The sequence below is a fragment of the Clostridium culturomicium genome (genome assembly GCF_000821305.1).
In the GTDB taxonomy this organism is placed as follows: domain Bacteria; phylum Bacillota; class Clostridia; order Clostridiales; family Clostridiaceae; genus Clostridium_J; species Clostridium_J culturomicium.
On sequence record NZ_CCXK01000016.1, the window covers coordinates 678,290 to 695,847 of the forward strand.

Below are 17,558 nucleotides of genomic sequence, written 5' to 3' on the forward strand. Positions count from 1 at the left end.
CCATGCTTTAAGTTTCTATATTGATATAATACTTTCTACTTTAAAAGAAACTACTTATCTTATCAAACTTAATTTTTATTTAGCTTAACGCCATCTTTTAATATTCCCACATTTTCATTTTTTATACCTTGATTATATATTTTAGTTAGAAAATAATAAAAAAGACTGAGTATTACCTCAGTCCATGCAGGATATAATTTGACAGATATATTAAAATTATATCCATATTAAATAATTTTATACATTCCATATTGCTTCCAAAAACATTATTCTATTTTTAATGTTCTATAGTTCTCCAGTGAAACTTGCCTATTCTTCAAGTATTTAAGAGTAGATAGCTTAATGTACTTAAGCTATCTACCATTTCTCTAACCTTCCGCTTTAACTTCCTTTATATAATCAATAGGCCTATATATATCCCCAAATCTATCAAGACCAAGATTCTCAATTTTAACTCCCCCTGCTGGATAAGCCTTTTTATTTGCAGAGTTAATTATTTTCCCATCACCAATGTACATGACAACATGGCCTGGAGTGAAGATTATGTCCCCCGGCTGCAGACTCTTCCACGACACTTTATAATCCTTTAGAACCTCCTGTTGCTCTGTGGTTGAGTATCCAATAAACACATCTGTGAGCTCCATATAAGTCCAGTAGGTTAACCCTGAACAATCAAAAGCCTGCTGACCAATGTACTCCTCATGATTTAATGGATAATAATCATCACCATACCAGGAAATAAGCTCATTTAACCTTTCCTCCGTCATGATTTCACCCTTACCACCCCACACATATTCAAGGCCTTCCTTGGATTTTGCAAGTGTAATAACTTCATCTATAAGCTGTTCATCACTAACAGTCATATTTTTTCTTTCATTTTTATAAATATTATCAAGATACATATTACAGCCAATAAATAGTATTATAAACACACCTATAAAGCCTATAAACTTAATTAACGTTTTCTTTCGTTGTCTTTTTCTTCCCATCTTAAATTGACTCATTTTATCACCCCTAAGTAAATTTTAGCATCTGAAACGTAAGTGTTTCTTACTTATTTATTAATTATATTCATAGTTAGTTCTTTTAAGTATATGATGAGGTTTTACTCGATTATGATAGTAGAAAAATAAAAAGACCATATTTGTTTTAAATGCAAACATAGTCTTCATTGAAATTATAGCTTTTCTTTATATAAGTGGTCCCCTTTACTGAGTAACTCTGTATATATTAACCTTATTCTCCCTAGCTACAGTTAATTTACCTTTTTCTATAAGATAGTCTAAATGTGATAAAGTTTCTCCTACCGCAAACCATCTTTGGTGTGCTGGAAATCCACTCCAATCTTTCCCCCTCATAGACCACTGCATTTGAGCTGCAACCTCATATGCAGTTTGTCCATCTCTGCTTTTAAGTATTTTCATTAAATTATCCAATCTATATTAATGATGAACTAGCAGTTCATCATTACGAGCATAGATGTTCCCTTCACTAGCCCTATGTGCTGCAAAGGGTTGATATCTTTATCTTTAATTTTCTTCAAAGAATTCATATAATCTTCAAGGGAATTAGGTACACCCTTGCACCTTGTTATATTTGGGGTAATGTCAAAAAGAATATGGTCTCCTGAAAAAAGGATTTTTTCTTCCTTAAGATAGATACAAGTATGGCCTGGTGTATGACCTGGGGTATGAATACATTCAAATTCCTGTCCACCAAATTTAAAAATAAACCCATCCTCAATCTCAGTAATATTAAAACAATTCTTTGGAGCATATACTCTTGCTGGATTAACCTCTTCTTGCTGTTTTAATAAGTTTTCAGAGAAACCTGCTTCAATAAATCTCTCCTCCAACCAACACCAAATATCTCGCTTTTGTATTTTAGATAAATATTGATAATCCAGTCTATACATATAAATTGTAGTATTTTCTTCTGTTATTTCTTCAGTAAGTCCAATATGGTCTGAATGCATATGTGTAAGAAAAAGTACTGCCTTTTCCATGTCCACATTAAGTTCAGCCAAACCTTTTTTCAATTCATCCAGACATTCTTTCATGTTAAACCCCGTGTCTATCACTAAATCCTTGTCACCTGTTTTAACAACATAACAATTTAAGTTTTTCAAAGGATTTTCAGGAAGTGGAACATAAATTCTATAAATGTTGGGACTATCATAAATTTTTTCTATCATAAGATACTTCCACCTCCATTTTTATATATAGCCTACTATAGCAAGGTTTATTTTGCTTTCAATTTGTGATTTTTGAATTTCTTTTTAAAAATTAATTGAGAAAATTTCTGGCTCCTTACGGGTAACCCCATATTGTTCTTCCAGTTCTCTCATATGATAAAGATAACCTTCATCCTCAAAGTATTTAGCCTCTTGTGGACAACGCTTTATGCAAGCACAGCATTTAATGCATACCCCTGAAACTAGTGCTGGGTCACTAGCATCAATGGCATTCATCGGACACATGCTGATGCACTTTCCACATTTATTGCAGCTTTCCTTTGTTTTAGGTTTTACCTTACGTATATCGATTGGATTTCCCTTACGATCCCTTGGGGTATAATATGGACTTAAAGGCATATTGCCCTTGACTTGAAGCTCATACTTTAGAAGCTTCTCTTCACTGGAGAGCGAATTGATAATTTCTGCTGTTAAGCTTGCAAGGTTGTCTGCTACCTCTATGTCCTTTGAATCTGGCCTTCCTGCCGCTAATTTCCTTGAAAAGGAATGTTCACCAATAAAGGCACCTGCATAAATTGAATGAAACCCGTCTTTATCAAGCTCTGTCTTAAGCTCCATAAGACCATCATCATAATTTCTGTTTCCATATAAAACTATGGGAACAGCCATAGCGCCATTTCCCTTTATAGTTTTTATATATGGTAATATAAGATTTGGTAGCCTGCCTGCATAAACAGGCATACCAAGGACAACTAAATCATTTTTGCAAAACTCTAAATTTTGCTTCCTAGCTTCGTAGGTTGTAAAGTCAATTTCATATATAGGAAGGTTCAATGCTGTGCTGAGTCCTTTTGCTACTTGTGTTACTACTTTTTTTGTTGTTCCTGTCCCTGAAAAATATACTGCAAAGATTTTTTCTATCCCCATTTTATACCCCTCTCAATACATATATAATCCCCTATTTTTTACCACCGATTAATTTTATACAAACTCTAGCATATCAGCAAAGGCTTGAATTGCTGTACGAGCTTGACCAAAGTCCTTCATCTGCTGATCAATACCAAGCTTAATATGTGAAACTCCAGCATCATCAAGAGCTTTCTTTAAGTATGGATATTCCATTTCTTCTGGGTCACAGAATTGCTGCATGAAAAGAACTAACCCATCTGCACCGCTTTTCTTTACTAAATCAGCAATATATTCGCCTCTGCGGTTCTTATTTGCATGACAATCATAAAGTAATATCTCGTAATCTTGATTTGCAAATTGTAAAGCTAAAGCTCTCATACCATCTTCATGTTCTGGTACATCCACAAGGAAAGAGCGGCTTTCATGGGCAACATCATCAGCAACAACTGCAACATTATTTTCTTCAAATACTGAAAGTAAAGCTGGATTGTCACAGATGATTCCAGAAGTAACCACCTTAACACCATTCCAGCTGCATACTGGAAGTGCTTTTAATTCTTCATTTAATTCTTTTAACTGCTTTGTATATTCATCCTTCATCATAAACCAAGCAGCCTTTAAAACTGCACTACGTTTAGTTGGTGTGATTATATCACAATGGTCTGCTGCAAGCTTTGTAAATTCTCTGCGTGCTTCTCTGCTTTCATTATATACCTTAATTGCATTTTGTATGTCAGCATTAGTAATTTCCTTACCACTTATGCTTTCAAGTTCCTTCTTAACATTTGTGTATTGTGCCATTGTAAATTTAATTCCATTTTCATCAAAGCGATTTTGAGGATGTGCTAAGAAGATAACCTTTAATTTTTCCCCCATGGCAATACGGATATTCTGGCTCATTGGACGTAGAGTATCACAAATTGTAGGTGTTATTACGCCAGAAAGCATATCCATAGTTCCATCTAGCATCATTTCTAAATCCAGCTGTGCTATAGTGCAATAGAAGGTTGCACAGTATTCCTTCGCACGGCTGATGTTTTTCTTATTTGAACCCCACATTCCAAAAGGCATCATGCCAGCAGCATAAACAAGCTCCTCAGGTGCAAAATATGGCATTACTCCTATTGCTTTTTTACCACTTGCCTTACACTCTTGTAATTGTTTCTTTGGGTTTTCTGCAATCTCTTTAAAATTCTGTAATAATGCTTCAATACTCATTATTTTGCCTCCTTTGCTTGCTTATTAGCTTCCATTGCTTCTACTAAACCTTGTACACGAGTCTCATACTGTGCTGTGTTAAAGTTACGAGGGTCTGCTTGGTCACCGTCAAAACCAGTACATGGAATTCCTAAATCCTTAGTGAATCTTCTCTGCATTTCGGCCATATACCCACTCCAAGGTTTACAGCTTCTGTTGTAGTGAACTAAAACTCCATCTACCTTATTATCACGACAGATTCCTTCTCTCCAGGCAACTCCCTGCTCAAGACATACTGAGTTTGGAGCAGTACAATAAGCACGTGCCATAGCATCCATGTCATCATATACAAATCCAAAGGCTGGTGCATAAACAACGGCTGTTACATTTACTCCATTTGCCTTAAGTGGCTTGAATAAAGCTGGAAGTCCTGGCCAGCATGGAATTCCTTCAAACATTATACGGTGTTCTTCTTTAAATGGAAGTGTTGACTCACCCTTTTTAACATTCTCCTCAAGTTCAGTTGCTAAAAGCTCGAAAGCTTCTGCAGCTTCAACCTTTCCACGTGCTGTAACAACGTCAGCCATATGGTTAAATAAGTCGAAACCACTCATTGGTGATGGCTTGTACTGAAGATAATTACAAACATTTAACCATGCCTTAGCTGTACGGTTTGCATTGGCACAAGCTGTCTTGAATTTTTCTTCATCAAACTTAACTCCACTAATTACCTCTAATTGCTCAATAGCCTTATCAAACTGTCCACGAACATAGGCAACATAAGTATCATCTATTTCAACAGTATTGTTATATGGAATATCAATCATTATTAAAGGAATGTTATGCATACGAGCAATGTTTTCATACCATTTTGTCATGCAGTTACAAATGTTGTTGCAGCAAAGTACAAAATCTGGCTGTGGCATCTGCATTTGTTTGAAGCTGTGGATTGCAGCTAAAGCTCTTTCCTTCTCTTCGCCCTCTTCCATTGCTTCAATTTCATTTAAATCTACAAGCTCTGTATAAGGAGTCATGGTTTTTGGATCCTTCACTGGTTTTCCTGTTTCAGGATCTATAACAACCTTACCATTCTCATCCTTAAGTGGTTTACCACTGTTAGGATTGATAATATATTCTCCAGTTTCATGGTTATATTTTTTAGCAGCTCTTTTTCCTGCAGCATATGCAAGACTTATTCTGGCATATCCACAAATATCATTGTCATAGCCTAACTCCTCTGCTGCTTTACACATTGTTTCTCCATCATGCTGTGCTGCAATACCCGCAGCCTGGTTTTCTGGATATACAACCTTAAGACCAAAGGCTTCTGCTAATTCACATGGGAACTTTGAAGATGACCAACCAACTGGCTGTCCTTGTTTTTTTGCTTCTCTTGCAGCAGTGTAAACATCATCAACAACTTTTCTTAAAGCCAGAACTCCTGGGCTGGCACCCTTTTTCTTTTTCACTTCAGGAGCTTTTTTATTTTCATTTTCAGACATAATTACACCTCATATCTTTTTTTATTTTTAATAAAAATCTATACACGTATAATAGGGGTAATGTATAACTTATACATTACCCGCTATACTTATTTATGTGTTACTTCTGTTTTTGTGCTTTTTTCCAAGCAAATAGTGCAGCTCCAAGAGCCCCTACATACTGAGTCATAGGTGTTGTATGCACTTTATGCCCTAAAGCTTCTTCTAAAGCCTTTACAACATCCTTGTTCTGTGCCACTCCACCTGTCATAACAATATCGTCCTCTAATCCTACACGGTGTGCAAGGCCAACTACTCTGGCTGCAACAGCCTTGTGGATTCCATGAATAACATCACATTTATCACTGCCAGCAGCCAATTGACTGATAACTTCACTTTCAGCAAATACTGTGCAAGTGGAACTTATGGAAACCTCTTTAGTGGACTGTGCTCCAAGAGTATCCAAATCGTCAACGGTTACCTCCAGGATCCTTGCCATAACATCAAGAAAACGTCCTGTACCTGCTGCACACTTGTCATTCATTTGAAAGTTAATCATACTGCCATTTTCAATCTTCATCACCTTAACATCCTGTCCACCAATATCAATTACTGTGTGAACATTAGGAAATAGGAATTTTGCACCAAAGGCGTGGCAGCTAAGTTCACTAAGCTGTCTGTCAGCAAAATCCATCAACATATTTCTTCCATAGCCCGTAGCTAGTACACATGCCATGTCTTCTCTTGTCATGCCGACCTCATTTAACACCTGCGAAATTGCACGGTCAGGACCGCTTGTACCAATCCCCACTCCTATAAGTGATTTTCCTACAATCTCTTTTCCATTTTTTAAAATGACACACTTTGAGGCTGTTGAACCCACATCAACACCAAGAGTATAAATATCCATCCTTTTACCCTCTTACTATTTATTATTTATAGCATCATAATCACGAATAACTCTTGGAAGAATCATCTGATGTACTGGACAAATTGATTTTGGATTCTGGTATGCCGCTGCTGTGAAGGCAACCATATATTTTCTTAACATTGGCATATCAACAATCTCATCCACCATACCTGTTTTTGCACAGTATTCTGGTTTTGATTTATCAATATACTGCTGAATTAATCCATTCATCTTATCTATTGTTGGTTGAAGGTCTTTTCCTGCATCTTGATCCTTCACAAGACGTCTGCTGTACATTGCACCTGCAGCTGTCTTACCATACATTACATTGATTTCTGTTGCTGCTGTTCCAATACTGAATACGTTATTGTCATTACCTTGTGGTCCACCTAAAACGTAGTGAGCCGCTGCTGTTCCTTTTCTTAAGGTAATCTCGAACATTGGAAGCCCGCTGTTTTGAATTGAGTAAATTAAGCTTTGTCCAAGTCCTAATAATTCAGCCTTTTCAGCTTCATTATCAACATCAATTCCTGTAGTATCTTGAATCCATATCATTGGTATTCTATCTCTTGAACACATAGTTACGAATTCATTCATCTTAATTAGACCCTGACGGTATAACTTTCCACCCATTCCAATGGCACCTTTGCCTCTGTATTCTGGATAGTTAGGATATCCTCTCATTGGAAGAGCGCCCTGCTGATTGGCAACAATTCCAACTAATAATCCATCTACTTTAGCAAGACCTGTAATCATCTCTGGTCCGTAGCCTTTTTTGAATTCCATGAATTCGCTTCCGTCAACTAAAACCTTTAATACATTGTACATATCATAAGCTTTTCTTGTATTTAAAGGAACGATATCATATAAGCTTTCTCCATCTACTGCTGGAGCCTTTGGTGTATCAACACGGAAGAACTCTGGATTGTAGCCTGGAAGATAGTCCATATATTTTTTAATTGAGTCAAGAACTCCTAGCTCTTCACTGTATACTTCACGGAAGAATCCTGTTTCATTGTAGTGAACACTTACAGAACCTGGAGGGTCCATCTTCATCTTACGAGTCTGATCAATCATTGCTTGTGCGCCTTCAGCATCAACGTAAGGTTTAGAATCCATTCCTCCAACGATACCAGCTCCACCTACTGCCATGTTTGCTTTTTCATGGGCAACAAGGATTGTTGGACTTATGCTGTGGTATCCGCCTCCAGCTGGGTTTGTACCATAGATACCTACGATAACAGGAACTCCAAGCTGATTTAACTGTGCATTTCTATAGAAAGGTGTTCCACCTCCACGACGGTTTGGATATACCTTTTCTTGTTCATCTAACTTAACTCCAGAGCAGTTTAAGATATAAATTAGAGGAATTCCTAATAATTTAGCTGTGTCACTTCCTCTTAATAAGTTGTCTGCTTGACCAGCAACCCATGCTCCAGCCATTTTTTTATTATCTGATGCAATGATAACTGCCCATTTTCCGTTTACTCTTCCTAAACCTTTTACAAGTCCAGTGCTTACGATACCAATCTTTGTTTCATTGTTATCTTCTGGATTGAAAAGACTGTTTAATGGACAAAAGCTTCCTTCATCTACAAGGCTTAATATACGCTCCATTGCAGTCATTTGTCCCTTTGCATGTATCTTATCATCAGGTGTTCCCGCATTTAGAACTTCCTTTATTTTTTTACCTATTTCTTCTTCTACAGCCTTAAGCTCTTTTTCATTTTCGGGATTCTTATGAAAAGTGTCGCCCTTTATAACATTCATAGCTTGAAAGTACCCTGGCATTGAATAGTTCCCCATAAATATATCTCCTTTTCTTCATATAACTTATATCAAAATGTTCATCTTTCCTTTTAACTTTGCTTAATCTTATTAAGCTAAGGATTTTTCTGAAGCTACTTCTTCTATTACTTCTTTTTCTACTGGCTTTGAAGGTGCTTCCTTTGGAACCTTTATAAACGCTTGTCCTGGATCAATTTCCTCACGTATTGTTTTGATTATTTCCTCTGATGGTCCTTCCATAAGCACAGCTCTAGAAACATCTATATCAAAACCTGTGTTTTCTTTAACCATTTCTGGTGTTGAGAATGGATAGTAGTATGCCAAGTACATACGTTTTGTTTCTTCATCAAACTTCATTATTCCAAGGTCTGTTACAACCATTAATGGTCCTCTGTTACCTGGAACCCCTAATTTTTCACGTCCACCAGGGCCATCTCCCCAGCCTACACTAGTTACATAATCAATTTTGTCCATAAAACGACGCTTTTGATGCTGCATCATTATGATAGTATTGCAATAAGTTGCTATTCCATTTGCACCGCCTGAACCAGTGAAACGTGTTTTAGGATTATGGTAATCACCGATACAAGTAGAGTTAACATTTCCAAATGGATCTATTTGAGCTCCACCAATGAAAGCTATCATACGATCTTCATCATGAAGCCATTCATTTGTTTCGAAACCAACAAAACGAACGTTAGGCCACTGAACACCACATTGTGCCATGAAACGGTTATCTCCAACACTTCTTGGAACTTCGATTGGTGAACAGTCCATAAGTCCACTTTCTACTATCAGGTGGCAACTAGGACAAATAACTCTTTTAGCTAATGAAGCTCCAATAAGCGGAAGTCCTGTTCCTACAATAACGATTTGATTTTCTTTTATACTATTTGCAATGGCATAAGCCTGCATTTCCTGCTTTGTATAATTACTGTAATTAGACATTTTCATTCCCCCCTACTGTACTTTTCCTGCATATCCAAGACCTGGAACATTTCTTATTGTCATTAAACGAGAGCCTCCAATTTTATCTAAAAGCTCCTCATGATTTTTCACACTATAAACCCACTTCTCAACATAATCTTCGAAGGTCTCTGGTTTATTCTCAAGGTTAAATTCTATTCCTTTTTTAGCTGCTTCCTTCTTAAGCTTTTTAACTGCATCTGCAGCATCTGCATACTTAGAAGCCTTATCGTATTCAGTAAGAGCTACTCCATCTACATCGTAGTAGTTGTAGCATTGTGAAGGCCAAGCTCCAAATGGTACATGTACAACAGCACTTACACATTGACTAAATACTTTTGTAAGTGAAGGATCTCTTCTTATATATTCATCACTAACTAATTCCTCACAAGTTACGATAACTTTTTTAGCTGCAATAGCTATATCAACATCGTGGAACTCATCTCCTTCAATAATACAAGTTCCATCTGGAGATGCCTTCTGCACATGAATTATTGCTGTATCAAGCTTTGGTACTGGCACAGCTATTATCTTTTCACCTGGATTAAATGGGTTTTCAACTTCAACAAACTTTTCATTATCAACTTTTTCAAGTGCTTTTCTTTCTTCTCTGCTGATTCCCCAGAAATCTAAAAGTCCTGAGCCTTGCATAAGTCTTACTGGTAGGTATGGAAGACCTAAGGATGCAGCATGTAATTGAAGCATTAATACGTCTTGGCTGTAATCCTCATACATTAATTTTCCTTCTTCAATTGCTGCACGGAATCTACGAGATACGTTTGTATATCCTGAGTTTGCTGTATAGCAATTTATATAAGTTTTAACACGATTTTCTCCAATTAACATATCCCAGTCACCACCTGCTGGACCTGCCCATACAGTAAAGTCCTTTTGGCCTTGACGTAAAATTTCAGACACAGCTGCATATGGTTTTCTGTTAGTAGTAAATCCACCAAAACAAATAGTATCACCACTCTCAACATATTTTGCAACCGCATCATGCATATTCATAACCTTATTCACTATAATCCCTCCTAAATTAACGTCATAATTAACTTCTATAATTAATTAAATTATTTTCACTTTATTTAAAATCATATTTTTCAATCGAAACTTCTAAGTGAGTATCCAAAGTTATAATTTGGATACCCCCTTATCCATTAAATAAATATAATAAGAAAGAGCTTTCATTCTAACGGAAAATTGTCATAAAGAATCCAGCAGCAACTGCACTTCCAATTACCCCTGCAACGTTTGGTCCCATTGCATGCATTAGAAGGAAGTTTGTACGGTCCTCTTTCATTCCCTCAGTTTGTGCTACACGAGCAGCCATAGGAACTGCTGAAACTCCAGCTGATCCAATTAATGGATTAATTTTTCCTTTTGTTATAAAGCAAAGTAGTTTACCAAGAAGTAATCCTCCAACTGTTGAACAGCAGAAGGCCGCAAGTCCCATTGCAATAATTGCAAGAGTTTGTGGACGAAGGAAAACATCTCCTTGAGCTGTTGCTCCAACTGATAAACCAAGCATAATTGTTATGATGTTACAAAGAGCATTTTGTGCAACATCTGATAATCTTCCAACAACGCCACTTTCTCTTAATAAGTTACCAAACATAAGCATTCCAATTAGTGGTGCAACGGATGGTAAAAGTAATATACAAAGAGTTGCAACGAATATTGGGAAGATGATTTTTTCAGTCTGACTTACCTTACGTAGTTGTTTCATCTTAATTTTACGTTCTTTTTTAGTTGTAAGAGCACGCATTATAGGTGGCTGAATCATTGGGATTAATGCCATGTAACTATATGCTGCAACTGCTATTGGTGCAACCAGCTCTGGTGCAAGGTTATTTGCTATGTAAATTGCAGTTGGACCATCAGCTCCTCCAATAATTCCTATTGCTGCTGCTTGTTGTGGTGTAAAAATACTTAAACTATTTGCAAAAATAAATGCACAGTAAATTCCTAGCTGAGCAGCTGCTCCTAGAAGCAAGCTGATTGGATTTGCAATAAGTGGTCCAAAGTCTGTCATGGCTCCTACTGCTAAAAACATTAAACAAGGAAATAAACTTGATTTTACTCCGGCATACATAACTCCAATTACTCCGGCATCATACCAATGCTCCATTTCATAGAAATATTCAAATACTCCCCCACTTGGCATGTTAGATAAGAAAATACCAAAGGCAATTGGAAGAAGTAACATTGGTTCGAACTTCTTCTTTATTGCAAGATAGAATAGTACAAAAGCAATCAAAATCATTACACCCGACTGCCATGTCATTTGAGCAAATCCGGATTGCTGAAATAATTCGGAAAGAATCTCTAAAAAATCCAATTTAAATTCCTCCTTCTAGCTTAATGTTGCCAATACCTGATCTGTTTCTGTTATATCTCCTGACTTAACAGCGATTGATGCTACTACTCCATCTGCTGGAGCCACAATTTCAGTTTCCATCTTCATTGCTTCCATTATGAAAAGAGTTTGTCCTGACTTAACACTTTGTCCTACAGCAGTCTTAACCTCTAAAATTGTTCCTGGCATTGGGCTGTTAACTGTTGTTCCTGAACCTGAAGCTGCTGGTGTTGCTACCGGTGCAGCAGTTTGAACTGGCGCTGCTGGTTGAACTGGTGCTGGTGCTGCTTTAACTCCTGTTGCAACTTCTTCGTGAGTAAGCATATGGAATGGTGATACTCTCTCAACTTCCACCTCATACTTTTTTTGGTTTAATGTCACAATATACTTCATATCTTTTCTCCTCCAAATTAAAACTTTTCATTTTTTCAAGATTATATTTCTCTTATACTTGTTATCCTGATACAATCAGGCTCTACGCGAAGATCTTCACATACTGCCGAAATAATAATCGCCCCTATTTCCTCTTCAGCCAACCCCTCTTTTTTATCAGCGTTGGACACAACTTGCTTCTCTTTGTTTTTGTTTAAATTTTCAAAAATCTTCGAAAATAACGTTATCATTATTGCTAATACTGTTAATGCAATTAAAACAACTGCAAGTCCCATTAAAGAAATTAGCAAAGATTGACTAAATGACATAGTATTACTTGTCCACAACTCTTCCACCTCCTAAATCCATTGTCATACCTATGTAATTGATACCTTTAAAAAAGTATTTTTAATTCCTTTATCTAATAATATTTTCTCATATTGCTTTTTAAAATTCTTCCTTGATATTGGTTAAAAATTGACTAATATTGCGTTATGAAATTCTATCGAAAATAATTTTTCTTTTTTCGATTTTTATTATGAATTTTTTTCTTTTAAAATTCTCTTATTTTATCTTTTTAAACAAAAAAATGAAAATAATGTAGAATAATTATTAATATTGACCATATTTTTTGAATATGTTACAATTTTTATATATTTTTAAATCTTGTTAATATTCACTCAAAATTACATTCTTACAATAATTCTTATCTAATTAAACTTATTTATTTATTAAAATCTCTTATTTTTCTTTATCAGACCTAAATAAAAAATAGTTCTTCAAATTATAAGAACTATTTTAAACAATATACTATTATTTTTAATTAATTATGGGGTGGGAAAATAAATGGATGCTATTGATATTACTAAAGAATTTTCTATTCAACTAAAAGAGAATGATGATTGGAACATGGATAAGCTTCATTTCCATGATGACCTGGAATTTATGCTTGTATTATCTGATGATGGGGAATTTTTTCTTCAAAAGAGTATTTGTGAAATAAAACAAAATACACTATTTATAATTAACAGCTCTACCCTTCATCGTACAGTGTACACCTCTGAATCCCAACACTTTAAACGCTATGTGCTTCACATTTCACCAACATTACTGTCACAAGCCAGTACAACCTTAACAAATTTTGTGTCTATGATATCAGCGCCCTTTTACTGTATTCCACTTACATCAGAACAATCCCAGAAGATTATTACTCTTTCAGAGCAATTAATCAACCTTCCAAAGGATACCTTTGGTGCTGATATACGATATAAAATTTTAATCTTAGAATTTTTATTAGAAGTAATGGCTGTTTCCTCAAGTACAACTACTGTAATAGAGAGAACAAATGATGATTATTACCGCATTAAGCCTGTAATTGAATACATTGAGCAGCATTACACCGAACAAATTACCTTAGAGGATTTATCTAAATATTTCTCAATTAACAAATACCATCTTTGCCATATCTTTAAAAATGTAACTAGTTTCAGTATCTTTGAATATATAATTCAAAAAAGAATCCTAAAAGCTCGAGAGCTTCTTCGTTCACCCATAACTGTACAGGCAGCAGGAGAACTTTCCGGATTTCAAACTAACTCTTACTTTATCAGAACCTTCCGTAAATATACTGGTGTATCTCCACGGAAATATGCTCAGCAATATATTCAAAGTGAAAATACTGCACTAATAGGAATGACAAAATAACTTAATATTAGGAGGAAATAATATGGATTATGAAAAATTGCGTCAATATAGGAACAGCCACAATAATTTTGCAGAACTTTTAGGACTTGAAATAACAGAAATAGGACCTGGTTATGCACGTGCAATGATGCCTATACGTGAAGAATACTTAAATGTTGTAGGTTCTGTACATGGAGGTTGTCTATTCTCAATTGCTGATGCTGCCGGTTGTGCCGCTGCTAGTTCCCACGGGAATCACATTGCAACTCTTAGCAACACTTTCAACTTCTTAAATCCTGGTTTAAATACAAAAACACTTTATGCAGAAACCAGAGAACTTAAACACGGTAAAAGAGTTTTAGTTTACTCTGTATCCGTAACCGATGAAAACGATACCCTTCTTGGAGAAGGTGTTTTCACCTTTATGTCCATTAATAAACCTATTGAATTATAGTAAATAATAAACTTGTAGTAGTTTTATTGAAGTTGTGCTAAGATATATAGACCTAAACTAAAGTGGATTCTTATAGAATCCACTTTTTACATATAATATTAGTTTTTTAATAAAACCTTGAGGAACTTAGTTTAAACAAAGCTTATCTCCCACTCTTTAAATATGTTTAAGGTACTATATCAACTTCAAAATCACTTAATTTCCAATAAAAACACCCTAGTAAAGCTATACATAAGCTTTACTAGGGTGTTTTTAAATCTAATACTAAAAATTTTAAAATAAGCTTGTCTAGTTTTTCACCAAACTAATTATCTTAGAACACTTCCTAAAATAGATAATATAATTGGGTTGTAGATATCGTCTACAATTACCGCAAAGGATGGATATAATACCCATGCAATAGTGTGCCATCCATATTGATCCATGATAGCCTTTTCATTAGCAACCGCATTGGAACCTGATCCACAAGACCAACCAACGTTTCCGGCTGACATTACAGCAGCACCATAATCTCTTCCAAACATTCTGAAAGAAATGAATATCGCAAATGCAGCAACTAGTAAACCTTGAGCTACTAATATAATCCCCATTTTACCTGCAACGGGAAGTAATGCAGTTATATCGATACTCATAAGTACAAGCGCTAAGTATAATTCTAGGAACATGTGCTCAATTGCATCTATTTCAGGTGTGTAGAATTCTACATTAAGAGCTTCTAATACATTACGTCCAATAGCTCCTGCAAAAATACAACCTATAAATTTAGGCATTTCTATAAATGGAATATTATCAAGTAATGCATATATTGGCATTCCTAAACCAGCAAGTACCAAAATTAATGCAAAAGAAGATATTAATCTGTTTGTGTTTAACTCAACAACTTTTCCTGTTGCTGCTACATCTATAGAATCTTTTGGATCAGCCTTTAAGTTATGTTTATTAATTAAAAATGCTCCAACTGGTCCACCAATTAATGAACCCATAACGTTTCCAAGCGTTGCAGCTGCAACACCCACGGTAACGGCATTGGCAACACCAGCAGCTTCGAAGGTTGCACCAAAAGCAGATGCTGTTCCCACACCACCACTCATTGCTGATGAAGAACATTGAAGAGCAAGTAATGGATGTAACCCTATGGCTTTTCCTATAAGAAGTCCTACTATATTTTGAATTGAAATTATAAGACATGCTGCAAAAGCTATTCTAAAGCAAAGTTTTCCTCCAGCTTTTTTTAGCATTTTTAAACTAAAACCAAATCCAACACACAAGAAAAATATATTTTGTGCCAAATCTTGTATAAGCGCTTTATCAAAACTTAATCCAATAATGCCAGCACCTTTAATAAGTGATATTACAATTGAGAATAAAAGCCCTGATATAACAGGCGCAGGAATAGCATATTTTTTCAACAACTTAGATTTTCTAACCAAAGCTCTACCTAAGAAGATTACTACAGCCGCAACTAAAAGAGAGGTTAAATATTCTACTTTAAAGCTCGCTACAACGCCATCAGCTGCCGGGGTATATTTACCAAAATACTCCATAAAATTTTCCATAAAGTAATTCCTCCAATTTTAAAAATATATATTGCTTTATACAGTTAGAAAACGACTAGTATATTTCTAAATGCAAAATATTTTGATAATTAAACTATATCATAACAGATTTGGTCACTTCTTCACCAATATTGTTAATTATTTGACTAATATTGCGTTATATATTTTTTCATTACATTTATAAATATTTCATTGCGTTTTTGATACAAAAAAAGATTCTAGAAAATAGAATCAATTAAATCAAGTAATATTCACTCTTTTTAAATTTTATAGGTATCAATTAACTTGAATATTAATCTTAAAACTCAGCTATTTTCCCAAAACAAACAGCCTCTGGGAAATCCCTAAGGCTGTTTGTATGTAAATTATCTTTATACGGTAAATGATTTTAATTCTTTCCTATTTATTTATATTTACATTGTTTTACTAACATATTTTTACTATAAATAAAAACTAAAAAAATAATACAGATATAGTTTTCAACACCTCTCTTTATCTACAATATTTTTTATTTTAATTTTTTATTTTTAACTTTAAAATAAAAAAAGCACCTCATAACTGAAGTGCTTTTGGTGGCTCGCCGGGGGATCGAACCCCGGACACCATGATTAAAAGTCATGTGCTCTACCGACTGAGCTAGCGAACCATAAAAAAAGACCTGGCAACCACCTACCCTCCCACACAGCTTCCCGTGCAGTACTATCGGCCTCTTAATGCTTAACCTTCGTGTTCGGTATGGGAACGGGTGTATCCATTAAGAGCATCATCACCAGATTATCTTGGTTATAAGAGAAATATTCTCTCAAAATTACACAGTGAATATTGTTTCGTCAATTTATTAGATCAAGCCCTCGACTTATTAGTATGAGTCAGCTGAACATGTTACCATGCTTACACCTCTCACCTATCAACCTGGTAGTCTTCCAGGAGTCTTACTAACTTACGTTATGGGAAATCTCATCTTAGGGTGGGCTTCACGCTTAGATGCTTTCAGCGTTTATCCCTTCCAGACATAGCTACCCAGCTGTGCCACTGGCGTGACAACTGGTGCACCAGAGGTCTGTCCATCCCGGTCCTCTCGTACTAAGGACAGCTCCCTTCAAATTTCCTACGCCCGCGACGGATAGGGACCGAACTGTCTCACGACGTTCTGAACCCAGCTCGCGTGCCGCTTTAATGGGCGAACAGCCCAACCCTTGGGACCTACTTCAGCCCCAGGATGCGACGAGCCGACATCGAGGTGCCAAACCTCCCCGTCGATGTGGACTCTTGGGGGAGATCAGCCTGTTATCCCCGAGGTAGCTTTTATCCGTTGAGCGATGGCCCTCCCACGAGGTACCACCGGATCACTAAGCCCGACTTTCGTCCCTGCTCGACTTGTAGGTCTCGCAGTCAGGCTCCCTTCTGCCTTTGCACTCTTCGAACGATTTCCGACCGTTCTGAGGGAACCTTTGGGCGCCTCCGTTACTTTTTAGGAGGCGACCGCCCCAGTCAAACTGCCCNACCAATGCAGAAAGCTCCTCTACCATGTGTACGTAGTACACATCCATAGCTTCGGTGGTAAGTTTTAGCCCCGGACATCTTCGGCGCGGGATCTCTTGACTAGTGAGCTATTACGCACTCTTTAAATGAGTGGCTGCTTCTAAGCCAACATCCTAGTTGTCTTAGAAATCCCACATCCTTTACCAC

General features: G+C 36.1%; 16 protein-coding genes, 1 tRNA gene and 2 rRNA genes. 2 read left to right on the forward strand and 17 right to left on the reverse strand.

What is annotated here, in order from left to right; all coding sequences use genetic code 11:
• Window positions 1-368: 368 nt before the first annotated feature.
• The 13 genes from BN1075_RS12525 to BN1075_RS12580 form a co-directional block, all read right to left on the reverse strand.
• Window positions 369-1,004 (reverse strand): C40 family peptidase, encoded by a 636-nt coding sequence (locus BN1075_RS12525; RefSeq protein WP_235777795.1) that lies wholly within the window; start codon window positions 1,002-1,004, stop codon window positions 369-371.
• A gap of 204 nt (window positions 1,005-1,208) precedes the next feature.
• The gene (locus tag BN1075_RS21615; RefSeq protein ID WP_148315501.1) at window positions 1,209-1,424 is read right to left on the reverse strand and encodes a hypothetical protein; all 216 of its coding nucleotides are present in this window, start codon (window positions 1,422-1,424) and stop codon (window positions 1,209-1,211) included.
• A 29-nt stretch (window positions 1,425-1,453) separates the two neighbouring features.
• On the reverse strand, window positions 1,454-2,194 hold the full coding sequence (locus tag BN1075_RS12530) for an MBL fold metallo-hydrolase (protein ID WP_148315502.1): 741 nt from the start codon (window positions 2,192-2,194) through the stop codon (window positions 1,454-1,456).
• Between the two features lie 84 nt (window positions 2,195-2,278).
• Window positions 2,279-3,121 (reverse strand): EFR1 family ferrodoxin, encoded by an 843-nt coding sequence (locus BN1075_RS12535; protein WP_040193490.1) that lies wholly within the window; start codon window positions 3,119-3,121, stop codon window positions 2,279-2,281.
• A gap of 54 nt (window positions 3,122-3,175) precedes the next feature.
• Window positions 3,176-4,321, reverse strand: a complete 1,146-nt coding sequence (gene hgdB, locus BN1075_RS12540; RefSeq protein WP_040193491.1) for a (R)-2-hydroxyglutaryl-CoA dehydratase subunit beta — start codon at window positions 4,319-4,321, stop codon at window positions 3,176-3,178.
• Complete coding sequence (gene hgdA / locus BN1075_RS12545; RefSeq protein ID WP_042387261.1) at window positions 4,321-5,802, reverse strand: (R)-2-hydroxyglutaryl-CoA dehydratase subunit alpha; 1,482 nt, start codon at window positions 5,800-5,802, stop codon at window positions 4,321-4,323. Before hgdA ends, hgdB begins: the two co-directional genes overlap by 1 nt.
• 100 nt (window positions 5,803-5,902) lie before the next feature.
• Window positions 5,903-6,691, reverse strand: a complete 789-nt coding sequence (hgdC, locus tag BN1075_RS12550) for a (R)-2-hydroxyglutaryl-CoA dehydratase activase HgdC (RefSeq protein ID WP_040193492.1) — start codon at window positions 6,689-6,691, stop codon at window positions 5,903-5,905.
• A gap of 15 nt (window positions 6,692-6,706) precedes the next feature.
• Window positions 6,707-8,497, reverse strand: coding sequence for an acyl-CoA carboxylase subunit beta (locus BN1075_RS12555; RefSeq protein WP_040193493.1), 1,791 nt, complete (start codon window positions 8,495-8,497; stop codon window positions 6,707-6,709).
• A gap of 72 nt (window positions 8,498-8,569) precedes the next feature.
• Window positions 8,570-9,427, reverse strand: coding sequence for a glutaconate CoA-transferase subunit B (gctB, locus tag BN1075_RS12560; protein WP_081911579.1), 858 nt, complete (start codon window positions 9,425-9,427; stop codon window positions 8,570-8,572).
• Between the two features lie 12 nt (window positions 9,428-9,439).
• On the reverse strand, window positions 9,440-10,468 hold the full coding sequence (locus tag BN1075_RS12565) for a CoA transferase subunit A (protein WP_040193494.1): 1,029 nt from the start codon (window positions 10,466-10,468) through the stop codon (window positions 9,440-9,442).
• A gap of 169 nt (window positions 10,469-10,637) precedes the next feature.
• Window positions 10,638-11,786, reverse strand: coding sequence for a sodium ion-translocating decarboxylase subunit beta (locus BN1075_RS12570; RefSeq protein WP_040193496.1), 1,149 nt, complete (start codon window positions 11,784-11,786; stop codon window positions 10,638-10,640).
• 15 nt (window positions 11,787-11,801) lie between these two features.
• Window positions 11,802-12,197, reverse strand: coding sequence for a biotin/lipoyl-containing protein (locus BN1075_RS12575; protein WP_040193499.1), 396 nt, complete (start codon window positions 12,195-12,197; stop codon window positions 11,802-11,804).
• A 41-nt stretch (window positions 12,198-12,238) separates the two neighbouring features.
• The gene (locus tag BN1075_RS12580) at window positions 12,239-12,523 is read right to left on the reverse strand and encodes an OadG family protein (RefSeq protein WP_040193500.1); all 285 of its coding nucleotides are present in this window, start codon (window positions 12,521-12,523) and stop codon (window positions 12,239-12,241) included.
• Window positions 12,524-13,022: 499 nt separating this feature from the next.
• On the opposite strand from BN1075_RS12580, the gene BN1075_RS12585 reads away from it, so the two are divergent.
• On the forward strand, window positions 13,023-13,880 hold the full coding sequence (locus tag BN1075_RS12585; protein ID WP_040193501.1) for an AraC family transcriptional regulator: 858 nt from the start codon (window positions 13,023-13,025) through the stop codon (window positions 13,878-13,880).
• A gap of 22 nt (window positions 13,881-13,902) precedes the next feature.
• Window positions 13,903-14,313: a PaaI family thioesterase gene (locus BN1075_RS12590; protein ID WP_040193502.1), complete on the forward strand. Its 411-nt coding sequence runs from the start codon at window positions 13,903-13,905 to the stop codon at window positions 14,311-14,313.
• A 308-nt stretch (window positions 14,314-14,621) separates the two neighbouring features.
• Here BN1075_RS12590 and BN1075_RS12595 read toward each other — a convergent pair whose 3' ends face one another.
• The 4 genes from BN1075_RS12595 to BN1075_RS12610 form a co-directional block, all read right to left on the reverse strand.
• Window positions 14,622-15,869, reverse strand: coding sequence for a sodium/glutamate symporter (locus BN1075_RS12595; protein WP_040193503.1), 1,248 nt, complete (start codon window positions 15,867-15,869; stop codon window positions 14,622-14,624).
• Between the two features lie 570 nt (window positions 15,870-16,439).
• Window positions 16,440-16,515: transfer RNA gene (locus BN1075_RS12600), tRNA-Lys, on the reverse strand.
• Between the two features lie 10 nt (window positions 16,516-16,525).
• Window positions 16,526-16,643: ribosomal RNA gene (gene rrf / locus BN1075_RS12605) — 5S ribosomal RNA — on the reverse strand.
• Between the two features lie 65 nt (window positions 16,644-16,708).
• Window positions 16,709-17,558: ribosomal RNA gene (locus tag BN1075_RS12610) — 23S ribosomal RNA — on the reverse strand; the annotation flags it as partial.